This is a genomic window from Halosimplex halobium, assembly GCF_051414055.1.
GTDB lineage: Archaea > Halobacteriota > Halobacteria > Halobacteriales > Haloarculaceae > Halosimplex > Halosimplex halobium.
Genome location: NZ_JBLKNX010000007.1, coordinates 31,262 through 48,364 on the forward strand (window position 1 = coordinate 31,262; position 17,103 = coordinate 48,364).

Genomic DNA, 17,103 nt, shown 5'->3' on the forward strand with positions numbered 1-17,103 from the left:
CGCCGACGGTTCGGTGTGAACGGGCAAAAGCCCGTTGTTCGACCGCGCGGGGCGGGCGAACGGGTTCGGGCACGCCGGTCGCTGACCACGGGTGCTCCGCGTCGGCGGCTCCCGGCCGCGGATCCGCGGGTGTTCGTCCCCGCCGACCCCGGCAAGTGCCTGCCCCGCGCATTTGAGACCGGCGGCCGTCCGCCCGGTATGCGCGTCTCTTCTCGCGGACGGACCCGGAGTCGGTGGCTCGCTCCGGACGTGACCGGTGCATCGCCGACGGGGTCGCAGCGGGCGGTCGACCGAACTCGCGGGGTCGCGCGCCAGCATGGGTGACGGCGACGACGCCGACGGCGAGGGGGGCGGGGACGGCGACGGGAGCGGGAACGGGCCCCGTCACTGGCTGTTCCTCGACGGGAACCGCTGGCTGATCGCGGCGGCCGTCTGCCTCACCGTCTTCGCGGTCGTCCGGGTCGCCGTCGCCGCGGGCGTCCTCGCGGTCGGCCCGAGCGGCAACGTGCCGACGGTGTTCGGGAGCGGCATCACCGCCGGCGTGTTCACGCTCGTGACGCTGACGCTGACGGTCAACCAGCTCGTCTCCTCGCAGGCGTTCGGCAAGCCGCCCTCGCTGCGCGAGCGCTACGAGAAGGGCGCCGACCTCCGGGAGGCCGTCGTGGAGGCGGGCGACCGGGCGACAGTGCCGGTCGACGCCGCCGAGTTCGTCGCTGCGATCGGCGAGGCGATCAACGATCGGGCCGACTCGCTGCGCGCGGCGCGGCGGGCGACCGCCGCCGGAGCCGACGCAGGGGAGGACGACCTCGTCGCGCTCGCCGGCGACCTCTCGGGCTACGCCGAGTCGATCGAACGCGTCTCCGGCGAAATGGAGCCGGTCAGAGTCATCTCGCTGACCGCGGGGTCGGACTACGCGCGGTTCCACCGCCGACTCCGGGCGGTCACCGCTGGCGCGGACCTCCCCCACCCCGTCGCCGACGACGTCGACGCGGTCGACAGGCTGCTCGGGCACCTCTCGGTGGCCCGGCAGTACTACAAGACGCTCGCGCTCCACCAGGAGCTGGCGAAGCTCTCCCGGGAGATCATCTACGTGAGCCTCCCGGCGCTGCTCGTCGCCCTGTCCGTCCCGCTGCTGTACCGCTCGAACGAGGCGACGCTCCCGGAGTGGGCACTCCCCTGGGTGATCAGCGCCGCGGTCGCGGTCGTGCTCGCCCCGCTCGTCCTGCTCGTCGTGCGACTGCTGCGCGTGTCGACGGTGATGCGCTACACAGTCTCGGCCGGCCCGTTCGCGCCGCCGGAGGACTGGCCCTGGAACGAGTGAGAACTCGGCGGGTCGCCGGACGGCCGCGGGATTTTTCTCCGCCGGTGGTAATGTGGCGGGTAGATGGACATCGAGACGATCCCCGGGGTCGGCGAGAAGACGGCCGAGGCGCTGTCCGAACTCGACGACCCCGAGCGGGCGCTGCGCGACGGGGACGTGGCCACGCTGGCCCGCGCACCGGGCATCAGCGACGGCCGGGCCGCGCGTATCGCCCGCGCCGCCATCCGCCGGGAGCACGGCGACCCCGGCGGGTTCGCCGCCACCTCGCGCGCCCAGGAGATCTACCGCGACGCCCTCGATCTCGTCGCCGACCACGCCGTCACCCGCTACGCCGAGCGCCGCCTGGAGACGTTCTACCCCTCGCCATCCCGCTCCCGGGTCGAGGAGGCCCGCGAGTTCGCCGCCCGGGCGATGGACCGGGAGCCCGACGACGAGGTCCGCGGCGCGCTCGCCGGCGTCGAACCGCTGGAGTCGCCGCCGAGCGTCCGCGTGCGGGACCGCTGTCTCGCCACGACCGACGCCGAGACCTACGCCCGCGCCCAGGAGGCGCTGCCCGAGGTCAGCGTCGAGATCGTCGACGACGCCCGCGGCCTCGCCGATCTGGCCCGGGGGTACGCCACCGTCGTCGCGCTCGACGACGCGTTCACCGGCGTCGAGGTCGAGGGCGACGTGCGCGTCGAACCCGACGCGCTCGACGACCCCGCGACCGTGGTCCCCGAGCGCACCCTCGCGTTCTTCGCACACAACCGCAACCGTCTCCGGGCGGCCATCGAGGTCCACCGCGTCGCCGACCTGGACCCGCCCTGCGACCTGGACGAACTGGCCGACGCGCTCGCCCGCATCGACGACGAGGGCAACGTCGCCGACGACGACCGCCTCCGGCAGCTCCAGACCGCGGTCGACGATCTGGACGCCGCCGTCTCGACCGCCGAGAGCGTCGCCAACGACCGGCTCCGCGAGGCCATCGAGGAGCGCGACGTGACCATCGAGGGCGCGGACCTGCTCTCGCTGGTCGAGCAGGGCGCCGGCGTCGACTCGCTGCTCCAGCGCGAACTCGCCGACGAGTACGCCGCGGCGGTCGACGACGCCCGCGACCACCTCGTCGACGCCCTCGAACTCGACGACTACGCCGACATGGCCCGCCGGGCGTTCCCCGACCAGCCCACCTTCCCCGTCGAGCGCGACGAGGAAGTGGTCTCCCGGCTCCGCGAGGAACTCACCACCGCCCGCGACCGCCGGGCGACCCGTCTCAAACGCGAGGTGGCGACCGACCTCGCCGACGCCCGCGAGGACGCCGAGCGGCTGGCCGAGGCGGCGCTCGAACTCGACGTGGAGCTCGCCATCGCCCGCTTCGCCGAGGCGTACGACGCCACGCTGCCCGAGATCGGCGGCGAGGGGGTCGCCATCGAGGGGGGTCGCTCGCCGCTGCTGGACGTGCCCTACGAGGCGGTCGACCCCGTCGACTACCGGGTCGAGGGCGTCGCGCTCCTGACGGGCGTCAACAGCGGCGGGAAGACCTCCGTGCTCGACCTGGTCGCGCTGACCGTCACGCTCGCGCACATGGGCCTGCCGGTCCCGGCCGACCGCGCCCGCGTCGAGCACGTCGAGGAGCTGCACTACCACGCCAAGACCCAGGGGACGCTGGACGCGGGCGCCTTCGAGTCCACGCTTCGGGAGTTCGGCACGCTCGTCGAGGCGGTCCGGTCGGGCGAGGGCGGCGACGTGGTCGTCCTCGTCGACGAACTGGAGAGCATCACCGAACCCGGTGCGAGCGCGAAGATCATGGCCGGTATCCTCGAAGCCTTCGACGCCTCGGACGCCACCGCCGTCTTCGTGACCCACCTCGCCCGGGAGATCCAGGACGCCGCCCGCACCGACCTGGCCGTCGACGGCATCGAGGCCGAGGGGCTGGTCGACGGCGAACTCGTCGTCGACCGCTCGCCGGTAAAGGACGTGCTCGCCCGCTCGACGCCGGAGCTCATCGTCGAGAAGCTCGCCGACGAGCGCGACGGCTTCTACGTCGAACTGCTGGAGAAGTTCGACTGAGCGGGCGGCGGAACCGCCCGACAGACGGCGAACGCGCGAACGGTTGACGGCAGGGCGAGCGCGCACGGAACGGCCGGCACTGGCACACGGGCTTAAGGGTGCGGCGGCACTACCCTCGGGTATGCGACGATTCCGGCTGGGGAGCGCGTTCGGCATCCCGATCGACGTCGACCTGACGTTTCTGCTCGTCCTGCCGCTGTTCGCCTGGGCGATCGGGTCGCAGATCGGCCGGTACGTCGAGATCGTCAACGACCTGTTCGGGTCGTCGATCCCGGTCGACACCCTGACGACCTCGACCGAACTCTCGCTGGCGCTGGGACTGGTCGCGGCGCTGGGGCTGTTCGTCGGCGTCGTCCTCCACGAACTGGGCCACTCGCTGGTGGCGATGCGCTACGGCTTCCCCATCTCGTCGATCACCCTGTGGATCTTCGGCGGCATCGCCCAGCTCGACGAGATGCCCGAGGACTGGCGCCAGGAGCTGTTCATCGCCATCGCCGGCCCGGTCGTCAGCGTCGCGCTCGGCGCCGTCTCCTACGCCGCCTTCCTCGCCGTACCGGCGGGCGAGTCGCTGGGCCTGGCGGCCGCGGCGTTCGTCCTCGGCTACCTGGCGCTGATGAACGTCGTGCTCGCGGCGTTCAACCTGCTGCCCGGCTTCCCGATGGACGGCGGCCGGGTCCTCCGGGCGCTGCTCAACCGCACCCGGCCCTACGCCCGCGCCACCGAGATCGCCGCCGAGGTCGGGAAGGTGTTCGCGATCCTCCTCGGCCTCTTCGGCCTGTTCGGCGGCGGCGGGCTCTTCCTGGTCGCCATCGCCTTCTTCATCTACATCGGCGCGGCCAGCGAGGCCCAGCAGACGGTGATGCGGGCGGCCTTCGAGGGCGTCACCGTCGCGGACGTGATGACCCCCGCCGACCGAGTGACCGCCGTCGAGGACGACCTGTCGGTCGCCGAGCTGATCGAGACGATGTTCCGCGAGCGCCACACCGGCTACCCCGTCGAGCGCGACGGGGAGATCGTCGGCCTCGTCACGCTGGAGGACGCCCGCGCGGTGCGGGAGGTCGAACGGGACGCCTACCGGGTCGAGGAAGTCATGTCGACGGACCTGTACACCGTCGCGCCCGACGACGACGTGATGACCGCCCTGGAGGAACTCGACTCCCACGCCGTCGGCCGGCTGCTCGTCATGGAGGACGACGAGTTCGTCGGGCTGATCACCCGGACGGACATCATGAGCGCGCTGTCGATCATCAAGTCCAGTGGCCGCTACCAGTCGGAACCGGCCGACTCGACGGAGCCCGACGTGTTCCGGCCCGAGGAGTCGCGCCAGTCCTGATCCGGTGCCGACGGCGGTTCCCGCACGCTCACACGTCCTCGACGAGTTCGCCGATCCGGTCGATCGGGAGCCCCTGCATGGTCCTCGTGTCGAGCCCGTGGCGCTCGATGACCTGCGTCACCTGGAACGCCTGCTCCTGGTCGTCGACAGCGTAGACGATCAGGAAGTCGTAGTCGCCGAGCACGGCGTGGGAGTCGACGACCTCCCCGCCGAGGTCCCGGATGTCCTCGCGGATCGCTCCCCAGATCGAGACGAGTTCCTGGGGGTTCTGGTACTCCGCCTCGTTCACGTCGACCTCCGTGATGTAGGTGGGCATCTGTCCACCCGGACAACGGACGGGACGCCATTCAGCCTGGTGGCCGCGGAGACCGATGCCGCGGAGACTGCACCCGCGGTGGCTGCGGAGGCTGATGGCCGCGGAGCGGTGGCGTGGAACGGGAGAAGCGAAGGTCGCGGTCGGCTACGTCGTCGCTTGCGTCTGTCCTACCAGTTCCCGCTCAGGGCTCGCCGTCGGGCAGCTGGTCGAAGGCGGCGGGGTCCTGCCACAGCTCGTGGAGGGTGCCCGCGGCGAGGAATCGGGTGGGGGCGGCGACCCACTCGGTGGTCACGGGGTCGGACAGCTCCGGCGCGTCGGTCTCGAACCACCAGGCGACGTAGCGGCCGTCGGCCAGCCGCGCGGTCGGGTACATCTGCCCGTCGACCTCCACGTCGACGCGGGTCTCGTCGTCGACCGGCGGCCGCTCGTCGCCGTCGGTCGCGACGCTGATCTCGATGGGGATCGACCGCTCACCGCTCGCCTCGCCGACACCGCTCTCGTCGCCGCGTTCCGTGGTCGGGATCATCCTCGTCTCGATTCGACTGGAGGGGTCCCTCCCCAATAAACCCCAGTCGGCCAGGCGTCAGACGCCGCGTCGTCGTCGGGTTCGTCGCCGCCGGTCGCGGCCAACCAGTCGCTTTCGCGGCCAACCGGTCGCTTTCGCGGCCAACCAGTCGTGGCTGCGGCGGACCGGCCGCCGTCGTATCCGCCGGTTACCGGCTCGAAAGCTCGCCTGAACCAACCCCGCTTCCCCGACGAAACCGGCTCTAGCAGCGCTCACAGGCCCGAGATGGCGGCCAGGGGTGAACGGACGCGCCCGTTTTTCACGCCGAGCGCGAACGGGACGGCATGGAAGGGGACCTCCTCGTCTACGGAGCGTACGGCTACACCGGGTCGCTGATCACCGAGCGGGCCGTCGCGGACGGTCTCGACCCGATCCTCGCCGGACGATCGGCCGAACGGGTCGAGGCAGCGGCGACCGAACGCGGCTGCGACCACCGGGTGTTCAGCCTGGAACACCCGACGGTCGTCGAGCGGATGGTCGCCGGCGTCGACGCCGTACTCAACTGCGCCGGCCCGTTCGAGGACACCGCCGAGCCGCTGGTCGACGCCTGTCTCCGCGCCGGCACCGACTACCTCGACCTCGCGGGTAACGTGGACGTGCTCGAAGCGACCGCCGCCCGCGACGCCGAGGCGACCGAGGAGGGCGTCGCCCTCGTGCCCGGCGTCGGCTTCGACGTGGTGCCGACCGACTGCCTGGCCGCCATCCTCCACGGCCTGCTCCCCGACGCCGATGAGCTCACGATCGCCATCGACGGACTGGGGACCTTCTCCCCGGGGACGGTGAAGTCGATGCTCCGCGGGCTCGACCGCCCGGGCGCCGTCCGCCGGGACGGTCGCGTCGAGACGGTCCCGCTGGCCTACAAACGCCGGACCTTCGAGTTCCCGACCGGGGAGCGGACCGCCGTCACCGTCCCCTGGGGCGACGTGTCCTCGGCGTACTACTCGACGGGCATCCCGAACATCGAGGTGTACGCGGGGGTCTCCGACCGCGTCGCCGACGCTCTGGAGCGGACCCGGCGGCTCGTCCCCGTCCTCGCCGCAGGGCCGGTCCGCCGGGCGGCGGAGGCCGTCGCCGGCCGGGTCGTCTCGGGGCCGACGGCCGACGAGCGGGCGGGGAGCGAGACGCACATCTGGGGCGAAGTGGTCGAGGCGGACGGCACCGCCGCCCGCGCGCGGATGCGGACGCCGGACACCTACGACCTGACGACCGCGACGGCCGTCGAGGCCGCGCGGCGCGTCCTCGCGGGCGAGGCGAGCGACGGTTTCCAGACGCCCGCCTCGGCGTTCGGCCCGGAGTTCGCCGAGGCCTTCGAGGGCGTCGAGCGGGAGATCCTGACCGAGCCCGAACCCGAACGGGTCACGCAGTAGGCCGACGGGCACCTGGCGGACCGGTCGACCGGCGAGGGGCCCGTAAGGCGCCGTTACCGCGGGTTCCCGCCCGTTACTTTTCCCCGGCGGTTCCCGAGGGTCGGCCATGGCGAAAGAGCTGGAAGAACTGGATATGACCCGCGACGAGGCCGCCGACAAGCTGGAGTCGATCGCCGCGGACCTGCGCGGCGACGGGACCTTCGACGTGAACGTGAACAACCGTACCGTCCACCTCACGCCGCCCGAGGAGATCGGCATGGAGATCGGCGTCCGCGAGACGTCGTCGCTGCTGCGGGGCAGCCGCGAGGCGTTCACCGTCAAACTCGACTGGAAACCGGAGTAGCTGCTCGCGACCCGCCGCCGCGTTCCCGGGCTCGAACCGGGCGGCGGACGGCGACGCTGTCGTCAGCCGCCCCCACGATCCGGCCGCGCTCTCCGCCGACGCCGCCTTTTTGCCCGGCCGGCGCGGGACTCCGCCAATGACGGTCGACATCGCCTTCGTCGGCGCCGGCGGCATCGCCCAGTGGCAGCACTTCGACAACCTCGAAGCCATCGACGACGCCCGGATCGTCGGGGTCTGCGACGTGGACGCCGAGACCCGCGAGTCCGCCGCGGAGCGGTTCGACGCGCCCGCCTTCTCGGACCACCACGACTGCTACGTGGAGACCGACCCCGACGCCGTCTTCGTCTGTCTCCCGCCGTTCGCCCACGACGACCAGGAGATCGCAGCCGCCGAGCACGGCTACGACCTGTTCGTCGAGAAGCCGCTCGCCCTCTCCGCGGAGAAGGCCCGCGAGATCGAGGCCGCGGTCGAGGCCAACGACGTGCTCGCGCAGGTCGGCTACGACTGGCGCTACTCGGCGGGCGTCGAACGCGCCCGGGAGATCCTGGCCGGCCGCGACGTGGGCTACGTCGACGGCTACTGGTGGGGCGGCGTCGCCGGCGGCGAGGACCACTGGTGGCGCCACGCCGACAAATCCGGCGGCCAGGTCGTCGAACAGGCGACCCACGTCTACGACACCGTCCGCCACCTCGTCGGCGACGTTGAGCGCGTCTCGGCGGCCGGCAGTCACCGGATCGAGGACGCCGTCGACTTCTCCGACGCCACCTCGGCGACGATGACCCACGAGAACGGGGCGATCTCGCACGTTTCGACCACCTGTGCGGCCGAGGACGACAAGCACGGCCTCGAAGTGGTCGCCGACGGCGCCACCCTCGAAGTGACCGAGCAGTCCGTCTCCGGCGTCGTCGACGGCGAGGAACTCGACGAGGAGTTCGACCGCAACCCCTACGCCGCCGAGGTCGAGGCGTTCGTCGACGCCGTCGCGTCGGGCGACGGCGCCGGCCTGCGCTCGCCCTACGCGGACGCCCGCCGGACGTTCGAGCTGACGCTGGCCGTCAACGAGTCCATCGCGGACGGCGAACCCGTGGAGCTGTAGAACGAGCGACGAGTGGGCTACTCCAGCAGGCTCTCGCCGGTCATCGCCGACGGCTTCTCGACGCCCATCAGCTCCAGCAGCGTCGGCGCGAGGTCCTCCAGCGCGCCGCCCTCGCGCACGCGGCGGCCCCCGTCAGTCCCGTCGGGCGCGAGGTAGATCAGCGGCACAGGGTTGGTCGTGTGAGCGGTGTAGGGCTCGTCCTCGGTCCCCATGTCGTCGGCGTTGCCGTGGTCGGCGGTGACGAGGACGTGGCCCCCGGCTCCCTGGATCGCCTCGACCAGGCGTCCGAGTTGCTCGTCGACGGCCTCGACCGCCGCGACGGCGGCGTCGAAGTCGCCGGTGTGGCCGACCATGTCCGGGTTCGCGTAGTTGAGCACCAGCAGGTCGGGGTCGCGATCCTCGATCTCGGCGACGGCGGTGTCGGTCACCTCGGCGGCGCTCATCTCCGGCTGCTGGTCGTAGGTGGGTACGTCGGGGCTCGGGACGATCTCGCGGATCTCGCCGTCGAACTCCACCTCGCGGCCGCCGTTGAGGAAGTAGGTGACGTGGGCGTATTTCTCGGTCTCGGCGAGGCGGAGCTGGGTGTGGCCCGTCTTCGAGACGACCTCGCCGAGCGTGTCCGCGGGGCGGATCGGCGGGAACGCGGTCGGCAGATCGAAGGTCTCGTCGTACTGGGTCATCGTGACGACGCGGGTCTCGGGCGGGTCCGTGTGCCCGCCCCACGCCTCCGGGCGGATGTCCGCGAGCATCCGCGTCAGCTGGCGCGCGCGGTCCGAGCGGAAGTTGAAGAAGACGACCGCGTCGCCGTCATCGAGGGCCGGCTGCCCGTCGATCAGCGTCGGCTCGACGAACTCGTCGGTGTCGCCGCGGTCGTAGGACTCCCGCACTGCGTCGACCGCCGACTCGGCCGTGTGGCCCGCCCGGCGGTTCACGATGGCGTCGTAGGCCCGCTCCGTGCGGTCCCAGTTCTCGTCGCGGTCCATCGCGTAGTAGCGGCCCGACACCGTGGCGACGTGGCCCGTGCCCTGCTCGTCGGCGTGGGCTTCGAGCTCCGCGAGGTACTCCTCGCCGCCCGTGGGTGAAGTGTCGCGACCGTCGGTGAACGCGTGGGTGACCGCCTCGACGCCCTCGTCGGCGGCGAGTTCGATCAGTGCGTGGAGATGGGACTGGTAGGAGTGGACGCCGCCGTCCGAGACCAGCCCCATGAAGTGGACGCGGCCGTCGTGGTCGTCGGCGTAGTCGAACGCCGACTGGATGGCCTCGTTGTCGTCGATGGCGCCGTCGCCCTCCGGGTCGGGGCGCTCCTCGCCCCGCCAGCGGGCGATGGCGTCGGTGACGCGGGCGGACTCCTGCTTGACGACGCGGCCGGCGCCGATGTTGAGGTGGCCGACCTCGGAGTTGCCCATCTGGCCCTCCGGCAGGCCGACGCGGCGGCCGGAGGTGACGAGCGTCCCGTCGGCGCCCGCCGACCGGAACCGGTCGAAGTTCGGCGTCTCGGCGGCGGCGACGGCGTCGCGGACTCCCTCGTCGGGGTTGATCGCCCAGCCGTCCAGGATGACGAGCGCGGCTTTCATACCTCCCGGTCCGCCCGGCCGACCCAAGTCGGTGTCGGTCGCCCCCGCCGCTGTTGTCGCTCGCCCGCCGCCATCGTTCCCGTGCGGTCGTCCCCTCCGCTACCCCTTTGGTGGTGGCGCCCGTCCGCCGACGCATGGACGCGCAACTGCTGTCGGACGACCTCGCCGACCAGATCGTGACGACGGCCCGGACCGCCACCGGCGACAGCCTCCGGTCGGTGACCTTCTTCACACGGTCGGACTTCGAACAGCTATACCTGCGGGAGGACCTGGAGCGGGACGCCGACCTGGACACCTTCGTCGGCCACGAGTGGCGCGGCTTCCGCGACACGCGCAACGCCTACCAGTCCTCGGAGCTGGGCGAGTACCGCTACACGATCCGCGCGTTCACCAACGGCTACCTCCTCCGGGTGACCGGCGAGCGCCGCGGCGTGCTCATCACCACTGACGGCCTCCAGATGCAGTCCTACGAGGAGATCGCCGACGCCATCGAGAAGATGCTCGCCGAGGACCCCACCGCGGAATGACGCTGGACCCGGTCCACGTCGACGGCATCGCCCGCCTCGCCGGCCGCGTCAGCGAGGGCGTCGACGAGGACGACCACCAGGACGCCGCCGAGACGGTGTGGACCGACTTTCTCGACCCCCTCTACCGGGACGGCGAGGCTGTCGTCGAACCGATCGGCGAACGGCGCCGCGAGAAGGTCCCGATCGACGATATCGCGCTCCGGGAGTCGCCGTTCCCCACTCAGCACGGCCTCGACTCGGGGACGATCAACCCCACCACGTTCAAGAACGGGCTCGTGCTCGACGTGTCCCAGGCGGCGATGGCTGCCGTGCCTTCGGACCTGGAACTGCACCGCGCGCGGACCATCGTGATGACCGCCCACTCCAACGACGACACCTACCGCATCGGCCAGGAGGACTGGACGATGCACGACGAGGGCTACGTCCGCGAGCGGGCGCTGCACGCCCCCCGTGTCGACCGCTACGAGCAGAACGTCGTCCACGCGCTGGCGCTGTACCTCGCCGAGAGCGAGCACGCCCGCCAGCAGGCCGAGATCGTCGACGACCTCCTCGTGCTCGACGGTCCGCTGTACCCGACGGGCCTGCTGAAGTGGGCCGAACGCGACACCGAACTCGCGGATCTCCTCGTCGAGGACGAGCGCCCCCGCGACGTGGTCGAGAACTACGTCCGCCTCGTCGAGACGTTCGTCGAGCGGGAGGTCCCGCTGGTCGGGTTCATCAAGAACAGCACCGCCAAGGCGATCACTCGCGTGGTCCGCGAGAAGACCAACGCCCCCTGGGCCAACGACAACGCCTTCTTCGGGCGGGTGCTCGCCCGCCGCGACGACCGGGGGGAGCTGAAGACCGACGCGATCACGGCGACGGGCTGGTTCCGCTCGCGGGTCGGCACCGACCGCGTGATGGCCGCCGCCGGCGACGCGCTCGGTATCGACCGCGAACTCGACCCCGAGGCTTACGAGGTCACCTTCTTCGTGCTGTACGACCCGCGGGACGACCTCTGTTACCGGGTCGAGGCGCCCTACGCGTTCACCGAGGACGCGGAGACTCGCCGGGCGCTTCGGATGCAGGTACTCCACGACGTGGCCGGCGAGCAGGGGCCGCCGCTGGCGGTCGCCAAGGCCGACGAACTCGCCCACATCGACCGCCAGGCCAACGAGCAGCTGCGCCGGCGCATCGAGCGCGAACTCGGCAGCGACCGCCACCGCGAGTACGACGACAAGCGCTGGGGCGTCGACGTCGAGGAGATGGTGTAACGCGTCCGGGCCGGCGCCGTCCCCGATCGGACCGGTACTCTCACGCACGATCGGACCACCAGCCGTATAGCCCGGCCGCCCGAACCACGCTCCGATGAGCGGGAGCGACTGGCTCGGGCGCCACCAGGTCGCCGTCTACGCCGCGGGCGTCGCCCTCGCGGTCGGGTTCGGCGTCGGGCTCCCGTCGGCCGCGCCGCTGTTCGAGCGGGCGATCACTCCCGTGCTGGCGGTGCTGTTGTACGTCACTTTCCTCGAAATCCCCTTCACCAGGTTCCGAGCGGCGTTCACCGACGCTCGGTTCGTGGGGACCGCGCTCGCGATGAACTTCCTCGTCGTCCCGGTCGTCGTCTACGCGCTCACCCGGTGGCTCCCGCAGGACCCGGTCGTCCGCGTCGGGGCCTTCATGGTGTTGCTGACCCCCTGCGTCGACTACGTCATCGCGTTCACCGACCTGGCGGGGGGCGACGCCGAGCAGGTCACCGCGACGACGCCGGCGCTGTTGCTCGTCCAGTTTCTCCTGTTGCCGGCGTACCTGTGGCTGTTCACGGGCGGCCGGGCGGCCGACGCCATCAGCGCGGGGCCGTTCGTCGACGCGTTCCTGGCGCTCATCGCGGCCCCGCTGGCGCTGGCGTGGCTGACCGAACTGTGGGCGGACCGCTCGACCGCGGGCCGGCAGTGGCAGGACACGATGGGGCTGCTCCCCGTGCCGGCGATGGGCGCGACGCTCGTGGTGGTCATCGCCTCCCAGATCCCGCGGGTCGAGGACTCCATCGGGGAGATCGCCGCGGTCGTCCCCGTCTACGTCGCCTTTCTCGTCGTGATGCCGCTCCTGGCGCGGGTCGCCGCCGGGCTCGTCCGGATGGACGCCGGCGCGGCCCGCGCGCTCGTGTTCACCTCGGTGACGCGCAACTCGCTGGTCGTGCTCCCGCTGGCGCTCGCGCTGCCGCCGCGGTACGCCCTCGTGCCGGCGGTCGTCGTCACGCAGACGCTGGTCGAACTCGCCGGGATGGTCGCGCTCACGCGGCTCGTGCCCGAGCGGCTCGTCCCCGGGGCACCCGAGCCCATCGCAGTCCCGGGGTTCGCGGGGCGGGGATAACCGTGTCCGCGCGGGGTGGCCGATACTCGACACGCTGCCGGATGCACCCAAATCGCTTTGATCGTGGCGTATCATCCGCCGGTCATGACCGACGACCGCGCCGCGCTGGCCGAGCAGTACGCCGACGGCGCGAACCTCGAAGCGCGCATCGCCCTCCACGAGAACTACGAGGTGGCCGACCGCGACTGGTGGCCCTGGGTGTTCGACCGCTACGACCGCCCGGCCGACGCCGACGTGCTGGAGGTCGGCTGCGGCACCGGCGACCTCTGGGCGGAGACCGCCGACCGGGTCCCCGACGGCTGGGACCTGCTGCTCACCGACTTCTCGCCCGGGATGGTCGCGGACGCCCGCGAGACGCTCGCCGCGGCCGGCGTGGCCGCCGATTTCGGGGCCGCGGCCGCCGAGTCGGTCCCGTTGCCCGACGACAGCGTCGACGCCGTGGTCGCCAACCACATGCTCTATCACGTCGACCGCGACGCCGCGCTGCCGGAGATCCGGCGCGTCCTGCGGCCGGGCGGGCGGCTGTACGCGACCGCCAACGGTGAGTCGAACGCGGCGGCGCTGCGCGAACTGCGCGCGGCGACGACGGCGTGGGAACCGTCCGACATCGGCCAGTTCACCCTGGAGAACGGGGCCGAACAGCTCGCCGAGCACTTCGACGAGGTGCGCCGCCACGAGCGCGAGACGTATCTCCGCGTGCCCGACCTGGAACCGCTCGTGGCGCACACGGCGTCGCTGGAGAGCGTGGGAGCCGAAGGGGTCGACGCGTTCGCCGAGGCGGCGGCCGAACGGCTCGCGGACGGGCCGATGGAGATCGAGAAGTCGATGGGCCTGTTCGTCGCCGAGGCAGAACCCGCGGAGTGACCGACGGAGCCGGCCGTCTGTCCGTCCGGCACTCCGAACCGCGGCGACCGGGCGGCGTCAGTACAGCCCTTCGGTCAGGCTGACGGTGCCGTTGCCGACCTCGACGCGGATCGTGTGGTCGGGGGCGGAGCTGACGCGGCACTCGGCGGCCACCGCGCGGCGGTTGTCGAGTTCGACGACGACATCGTACTCGCCGGGCGCCAGGACGTTCTCGACGGCGATCACCTCGCCGGGCTGGCAGTAGTACCGGGACTCGAAGACCGGCTCGTCGCCGCCCCCGCGGACGGTCACGTCGAGGTCGTACCCCCACTCGCGGTCGTAGTTTCGCAGGTGGATGTCCTCGCTGCGGGGGGTCTCGCGGGTCGCGGGGCGGGCGGGACTGCGGTCGGCGAACAGCGGGTCGCCGTCGGAGGGCAGGTTCGCTCGCATATCTCCGCCTTCGGACCGACGTATCAAAGGTCCGCTGAAGGGTTAAACGGCGATTTTACTCGTTCCGTGTGCGGTCGGTCGACCGCCGAACTGCGGACGGATCCCGTCCCGATCGGCGGTCCCGCCGCCGGGCGGATCGACCGGCGCTCCGGTCGCCGACCGGACCGACCGCCCCGACGACCGAGCGGTTAACAGGCTCGGCGCCCTCCCGGATTCCATGGGACTGATCGCTGAGTTTCGACTGACCGGCGACGCGCTCCCGCTGGTGGACGTGGCGGCCGGGGTGCCCGAGGCGACCGTCGAGTTCGAGTCGGTGGCGGCGGCGCCGTCGGGGCCGCCGGAGTTCGTGGTGCGGACGGTCGGCGCCGACCGCGAGGCCGTCGAGGCCGCCTTCGCCGACGCCGACTCCGTCACGGACCACTCGCTGGTCGTCGCCGACGGCGACACCCGGCGCTACCAGTGTCGACCCACCGGCGGGCCGCCGGAGGGGCTGGAGACGCTCGCGGACAACAGGTCCATCCCCGACCAGGTGACCGTCACGCCCGACGGCTGGACCGAGCGCCGGTGGTTCGCCGACCGCGAGGAGTTCGACGCCTTCCGCGACTTCTGCCGCGCCAACGACTACACCTTCCGCCTCGACCGCCTCGTCGCGGTCGACGGCGAGGAGGCCGACGAACCCGGTCCCTTCGGCGCGGTCGACGGCGACTCGGCGCGGCCGCCGGGGATGACCGAACCCCAGCGCGAGGCGCTGGTGACCGCCCACGAGATGGGCTACTTCGACGTGCCGCGGACGGCCTCGACCGCCGACGTGGCCGACGAACTCGGGGTCGCCCCGGCCTCCTGCTCCGAACGGCTGCGCCGCGCTCAGGGCCACCTCGTCGCGCAGTTCCGCCGCGCCGACGCCAATATAAAACCCCGAATGGATTAGGGCCAGGGCTACGGGCGCGTGGCCGTTACGGACGCCCGTGAGCGAACGGAACCCGCGACCGGACGGTGGGACCGCCGGGGACGGCGGCGGTGGGAACGCCATCGAAGCGAGCGGCGTGGAACTGACCTACGCCGACGGGACAGAGGCCGTCAAGGGGATCGACCTCACAGTACCGAAAGGCGAGTTCTTCGGCTTCCTCGGGCCCAACGGCGCCGGGAAGACGACGACGATCAAGACCTTCGCGACCCTCCTCTCGCCGACGGCTGGCTCGATCACCGTCAACGGCTACGACGTGCGCAGCGAGGCCCGCCGCGTCCGCGAGACCATCGGCTACATGGCCCAGGAGACCAGCGTCGACGAGGAGCTCACGGCCCGCGAGAACATCCGCTTCGCCGCGCGGGCCTACGGCGTGCCAAAGAGCGAGCGGGCCGACCGCATCGACGAACTGCTCGATCTGGTGGACCTGGCGGACGTGGGCGACAAGCGCGCCGGCGAGTTCTCCGGCGGGATGAAGAAGCGACTGGACGCCGCGACGGCGCTCGTCCACAGCCCGCCGCTCGTGTTCCTCGACGAGCCGACGACGGGGCTGGACCCCAAGGCTCGGAACCGCCTCTGGGAGTACTTCGAGCGCATCAACGAGCGCGGGACGACCCTCTTCCTGACCACGCAGTACCTCGAGGAGGCCGACCAGCTCTGCGACCGTCTCTCGGTCATCCTCGACGGGGAGATCGTCGCGACGGGGTCGCCCACGGAGCTGAAACGGCGCGTCGGCGGGGAGATCCTCGACGTGGAGGTCGAGGGCGAGGCGGTCGACGCGACCGGGGACGGGCGCGCCGCCGACGCCCGCGAGCGCGCCGCCGAGATCGCTCGCACCGGCGACGTGTTCGACGACGACGCGGACGTGGCGGTCACAGACGAGGGGATCAGCGTCACGGCCGAGCGGGCCCGCCAGCACGGGACCGACCTGCTGGTCGCGCTGCGGGACGCCGGGATCACGGTGACGGGCTTCAACATCCGCGCGCCGACGCTGGACGACGTGTTCCTCGCGATCACCGGCGAGGAACTCGACTCCGAGGACCGGGCGGCCGACGCCGCCGACGTGACCGGCCCGGAGGTGACCGCCGAATGAGCGACAATACTACGGGTCACGACGACAGCGTACGAGCCGACGGAGGGACCGCCCGGCCGTCGGGCGAGCGGCTGTCGGGCAACTCCTTCCTGGGCGACTTCTGGGTGAACTTCGTCCGCTGGAACATCAAGGCGGTCCGCAACCCCTTCGTCGTCGTCGGGTCGCTCGTCCAGCCGATCATCTTCCTCGTCCTCTTCACCCAGGTGTTCGGCCAGGTCGCCACGGGCGCGCTCAGCGGCGGCTCGACCGGCGGGATCACCTACGAGACGTTCCTGCTGCCGGCCATCGCGATGCAGGTGTCGCTGGCGGCCGCCGCCGGGTCGGGCATCGGTCTCGTCAACGACATGGAGGAGGGCCTCTTCGAGAAGACGCTCGTGATGCCGATGAGCCGCTCGGCGATGTTCCTCGGCAAGACCGCCGCCGAGATCCTCCGCATCGTCGTCCAGATCGCCATCATCCTCGCGCTCGGGACCGTCCTCGGCGCCAACGTCGCCACCGGGTTCGTCGGCGCCGTCGGGATAATCCTGATCGGGATCCTCTTTTCGCTGTGGTTCATCGCGCTCTCGAACATCTTCGCGGTCGTCACGAAGGACCAGGAGTCGACCATCATCGGCGCGAACCTCCTGCAGTTCCCCCTCCTGTTCGTCTCGACGGCCTTCCTCCCACTGTCGGCGATGCCCGGCTGGATCCAGACCGTCGCGACGTTCAACCCGATCACCTACGGCGTCGACGCCGCCCGCGCGCTGATGCTCGACCGGGACGTGATGACCGTGGTCGAGGTCACCCGCTTCGGCGGGATCTGGGACACGCTCGTCCCCGCGGTGGCCGTCCTGCTCGCGCTCGACATCGCCCTCGGCGGGATCGCCGTCTACCTGCTCAACCGCGCCTCCTCCTCGGACGTGCAGTAGCGCGACGG

General features: G+C 71.7%; 17 protein-coding genes. 13 read left to right on the forward strand and 4 right to left on the reverse strand.

Translation table 11 applies throughout. From position 1 onward, the window contains the following. The first annotated feature begins 316 nt into the window (after positions 1-316). The 3 genes from ACMGFG_RS08685 (at position 317) to ACMGFG_RS08695 (ending at position 4,700) form a co-directional block, all read left to right on the forward strand. Entirely contained in the window at positions 317-1,321 is a 1,005-nt protein-coding gene (locus ACMGFG_RS08685; protein WP_436929946.1) for a DUF7972 family membrane protein, read from the forward strand. 63 nt (positions 1,322-1,384) lie between these two features. Beyond that, the gene (locus tag ACMGFG_RS08690; RefSeq protein WP_436929947.1) at positions 1,385-3,367 is read left to right on the forward strand and encodes a MutS-related protein; all 1,983 of its coding nucleotides are present in this window, start codon (positions 1,385-1,387) and stop codon (positions 3,365-3,367) included. Positions 3,368-3,488: 121 nt separating this feature from the next. Next, a complete protein-coding gene (locus tag ACMGFG_RS08695; protein ID WP_436929948.1) occupies positions 3,489-4,700 on the forward strand; it encodes a site-2 protease family protein in 1,212 nt (403 codons plus the stop codon). Between the two features lie 28 nt (positions 4,701-4,728). On the opposite strand, the gene ACMGFG_RS08700 is transcribed toward ACMGFG_RS08695, so the two are convergent. Continuing rightward, a complete protein-coding gene (locus ACMGFG_RS08700; protein WP_436929949.1) occupies positions 4,729-5,016 on the reverse strand; it encodes a GYD domain-containing protein in 288 nt (95 codons plus the stop codon). 181 nt (positions 5,017-5,197) lie between these two features. Beyond that, positions 5,198-5,542, reverse strand: a complete 345-nt coding sequence (locus tag ACMGFG_RS08705) for a hypothetical protein (RefSeq protein WP_436929950.1) — start codon at positions 5,540-5,542, stop codon at positions 5,198-5,200. Between the two features lie 323 nt (positions 5,543-5,865). Between ACMGFG_RS08705 and ACMGFG_RS08710 the strand changes: the two genes are divergently transcribed. The 3 genes from ACMGFG_RS08710 (at position 5,866) to ACMGFG_RS08720 (ending at position 8,387) form a co-directional block, all read left to right on the forward strand. After that, positions 5,866-6,948: a saccharopine dehydrogenase family protein gene (locus ACMGFG_RS08710; protein ID WP_436929951.1), complete on the forward strand. Its 1,083-nt coding sequence runs from the start codon at positions 5,866-5,868 to the stop codon at positions 6,946-6,948. A gap of 106 nt (positions 6,949-7,054) precedes the next feature. Beyond that, on the forward strand, positions 7,055-7,291 hold the full coding sequence (locus ACMGFG_RS08715; RefSeq protein WP_436929952.1) for an amphi-Trp domain-containing protein: 237 nt from the start codon (positions 7,055-7,057) through the stop codon (positions 7,289-7,291). 136 nt (positions 7,292-7,427) lie between these two features. Beyond that, positions 7,428-8,387, forward strand: coding sequence for a Gfo/Idh/MocA family protein (locus ACMGFG_RS08720; RefSeq protein WP_436929953.1), 960 nt, complete (start codon positions 7,428-7,430; stop codon positions 8,385-8,387). A 17-nt stretch (positions 8,388-8,404) separates the two neighbouring features. Here ACMGFG_RS08720 and gpmI read toward each other — a convergent pair whose 3' ends face one another. Beyond that, the gene (gpmI, locus tag ACMGFG_RS08725) at positions 8,405-9,961 is read right to left on the reverse strand and encodes a 2,3-bisphosphoglycerate-independent phosphoglycerate mutase (protein ID WP_436929954.1); all 1,557 of its coding nucleotides are present in this window, start codon (positions 9,959-9,961) and stop codon (positions 8,405-8,407) included. 134 nt (positions 9,962-10,095) lie between these two features. Between gpmI and ACMGFG_RS08730 the strand changes: the two genes are divergently transcribed. The 4 genes from ACMGFG_RS08730 to ACMGFG_RS08745 all read left to right on the forward strand — a co-directional run bounded on the left by ACMGFG_RS08730 (position 10,096) and on the right by ACMGFG_RS08745 (position 13,701). Next, positions 10,096-10,488 carry a DUF7522 family protein gene (locus ACMGFG_RS08730; protein ID WP_436929955.1) on the forward strand — a complete coding sequence of 131 codons (393 nt, stop codon included), beginning with the start codon at positions 10,096-10,098 and terminating at the stop codon, positions 10,486-10,488. After that, positions 10,485-11,741, forward strand: a complete 1,257-nt coding sequence (locus tag ACMGFG_RS08735; protein ID WP_436929956.1) for a DNA double-strand break repair nuclease NurA — start codon at positions 10,485-10,487, stop codon at positions 11,739-11,741. The genes ACMGFG_RS08730 and ACMGFG_RS08735 overlap by 4 nt, the downstream gene beginning before the upstream one ends. A gap of 94 nt (positions 11,742-11,835) precedes the next feature. Beyond that, entirely contained in the window at positions 11,836-12,837 is a 1,002-nt protein-coding gene (locus ACMGFG_RS08740; RefSeq protein WP_436929957.1) for an arsenic resistance protein, read from the forward strand. An 84-nt stretch (positions 12,838-12,921) separates the two neighbouring features. Further along, the gene (locus ACMGFG_RS08745; RefSeq protein ID WP_436929958.1) at positions 12,922-13,701 is read left to right on the forward strand and encodes a class I SAM-dependent methyltransferase; all 780 of its coding nucleotides are present in this window, start codon (positions 12,922-12,924) and stop codon (positions 13,699-13,701) included. A 57-nt stretch (positions 13,702-13,758) separates the two neighbouring features. Here ACMGFG_RS08745 and ACMGFG_RS08750 read toward each other — a convergent pair whose 3' ends face one another. Further along, positions 13,759-14,130 carry an Ig-like domain-containing protein gene (locus ACMGFG_RS08750; RefSeq protein ID WP_436929959.1) on the reverse strand — a complete coding sequence of 124 codons (372 nt, stop codon included), beginning with the start codon at positions 14,128-14,130 and terminating at the stop codon, positions 13,759-13,761. Between the two features lie 217 nt (positions 14,131-14,347). Here ACMGFG_RS08750 and ACMGFG_RS08755 point away from each other — a divergent pair, with 217 nt between their 5' ends. The 3 genes from ACMGFG_RS08755 to ACMGFG_RS08765 are packed head-to-tail and all read left to right on the forward strand — an operon-like array spanning position 14,348 to position 17,095. Continuing rightward, positions 14,348-15,058: a helix-turn-helix domain-containing protein gene (locus ACMGFG_RS08755; RefSeq protein ID WP_436929960.1), complete on the forward strand. Its 711-nt coding sequence runs from the start codon at positions 14,348-14,350 to the stop codon at positions 15,056-15,058. Between the two features lie 37 nt (positions 15,059-15,095). Further along, on the forward strand, positions 15,096-16,187 hold the full coding sequence (locus ACMGFG_RS08760) for an ABC transporter ATP-binding protein (protein WP_436929961.1): 1,092 nt from the start codon (positions 15,096-15,098) through the stop codon (positions 16,185-16,187). Then, complete coding sequence (locus ACMGFG_RS08765) at positions 16,184-17,095, forward strand: ABC transporter permease (RefSeq protein WP_436929962.1); 912 nt, start codon at positions 16,184-16,186, stop codon at positions 17,093-17,095. Before ACMGFG_RS08760 ends, ACMGFG_RS08765 begins: the two co-directional genes overlap by 4 nt. Positions 17,096-17,103: the final 8 nt, after the last annotated feature.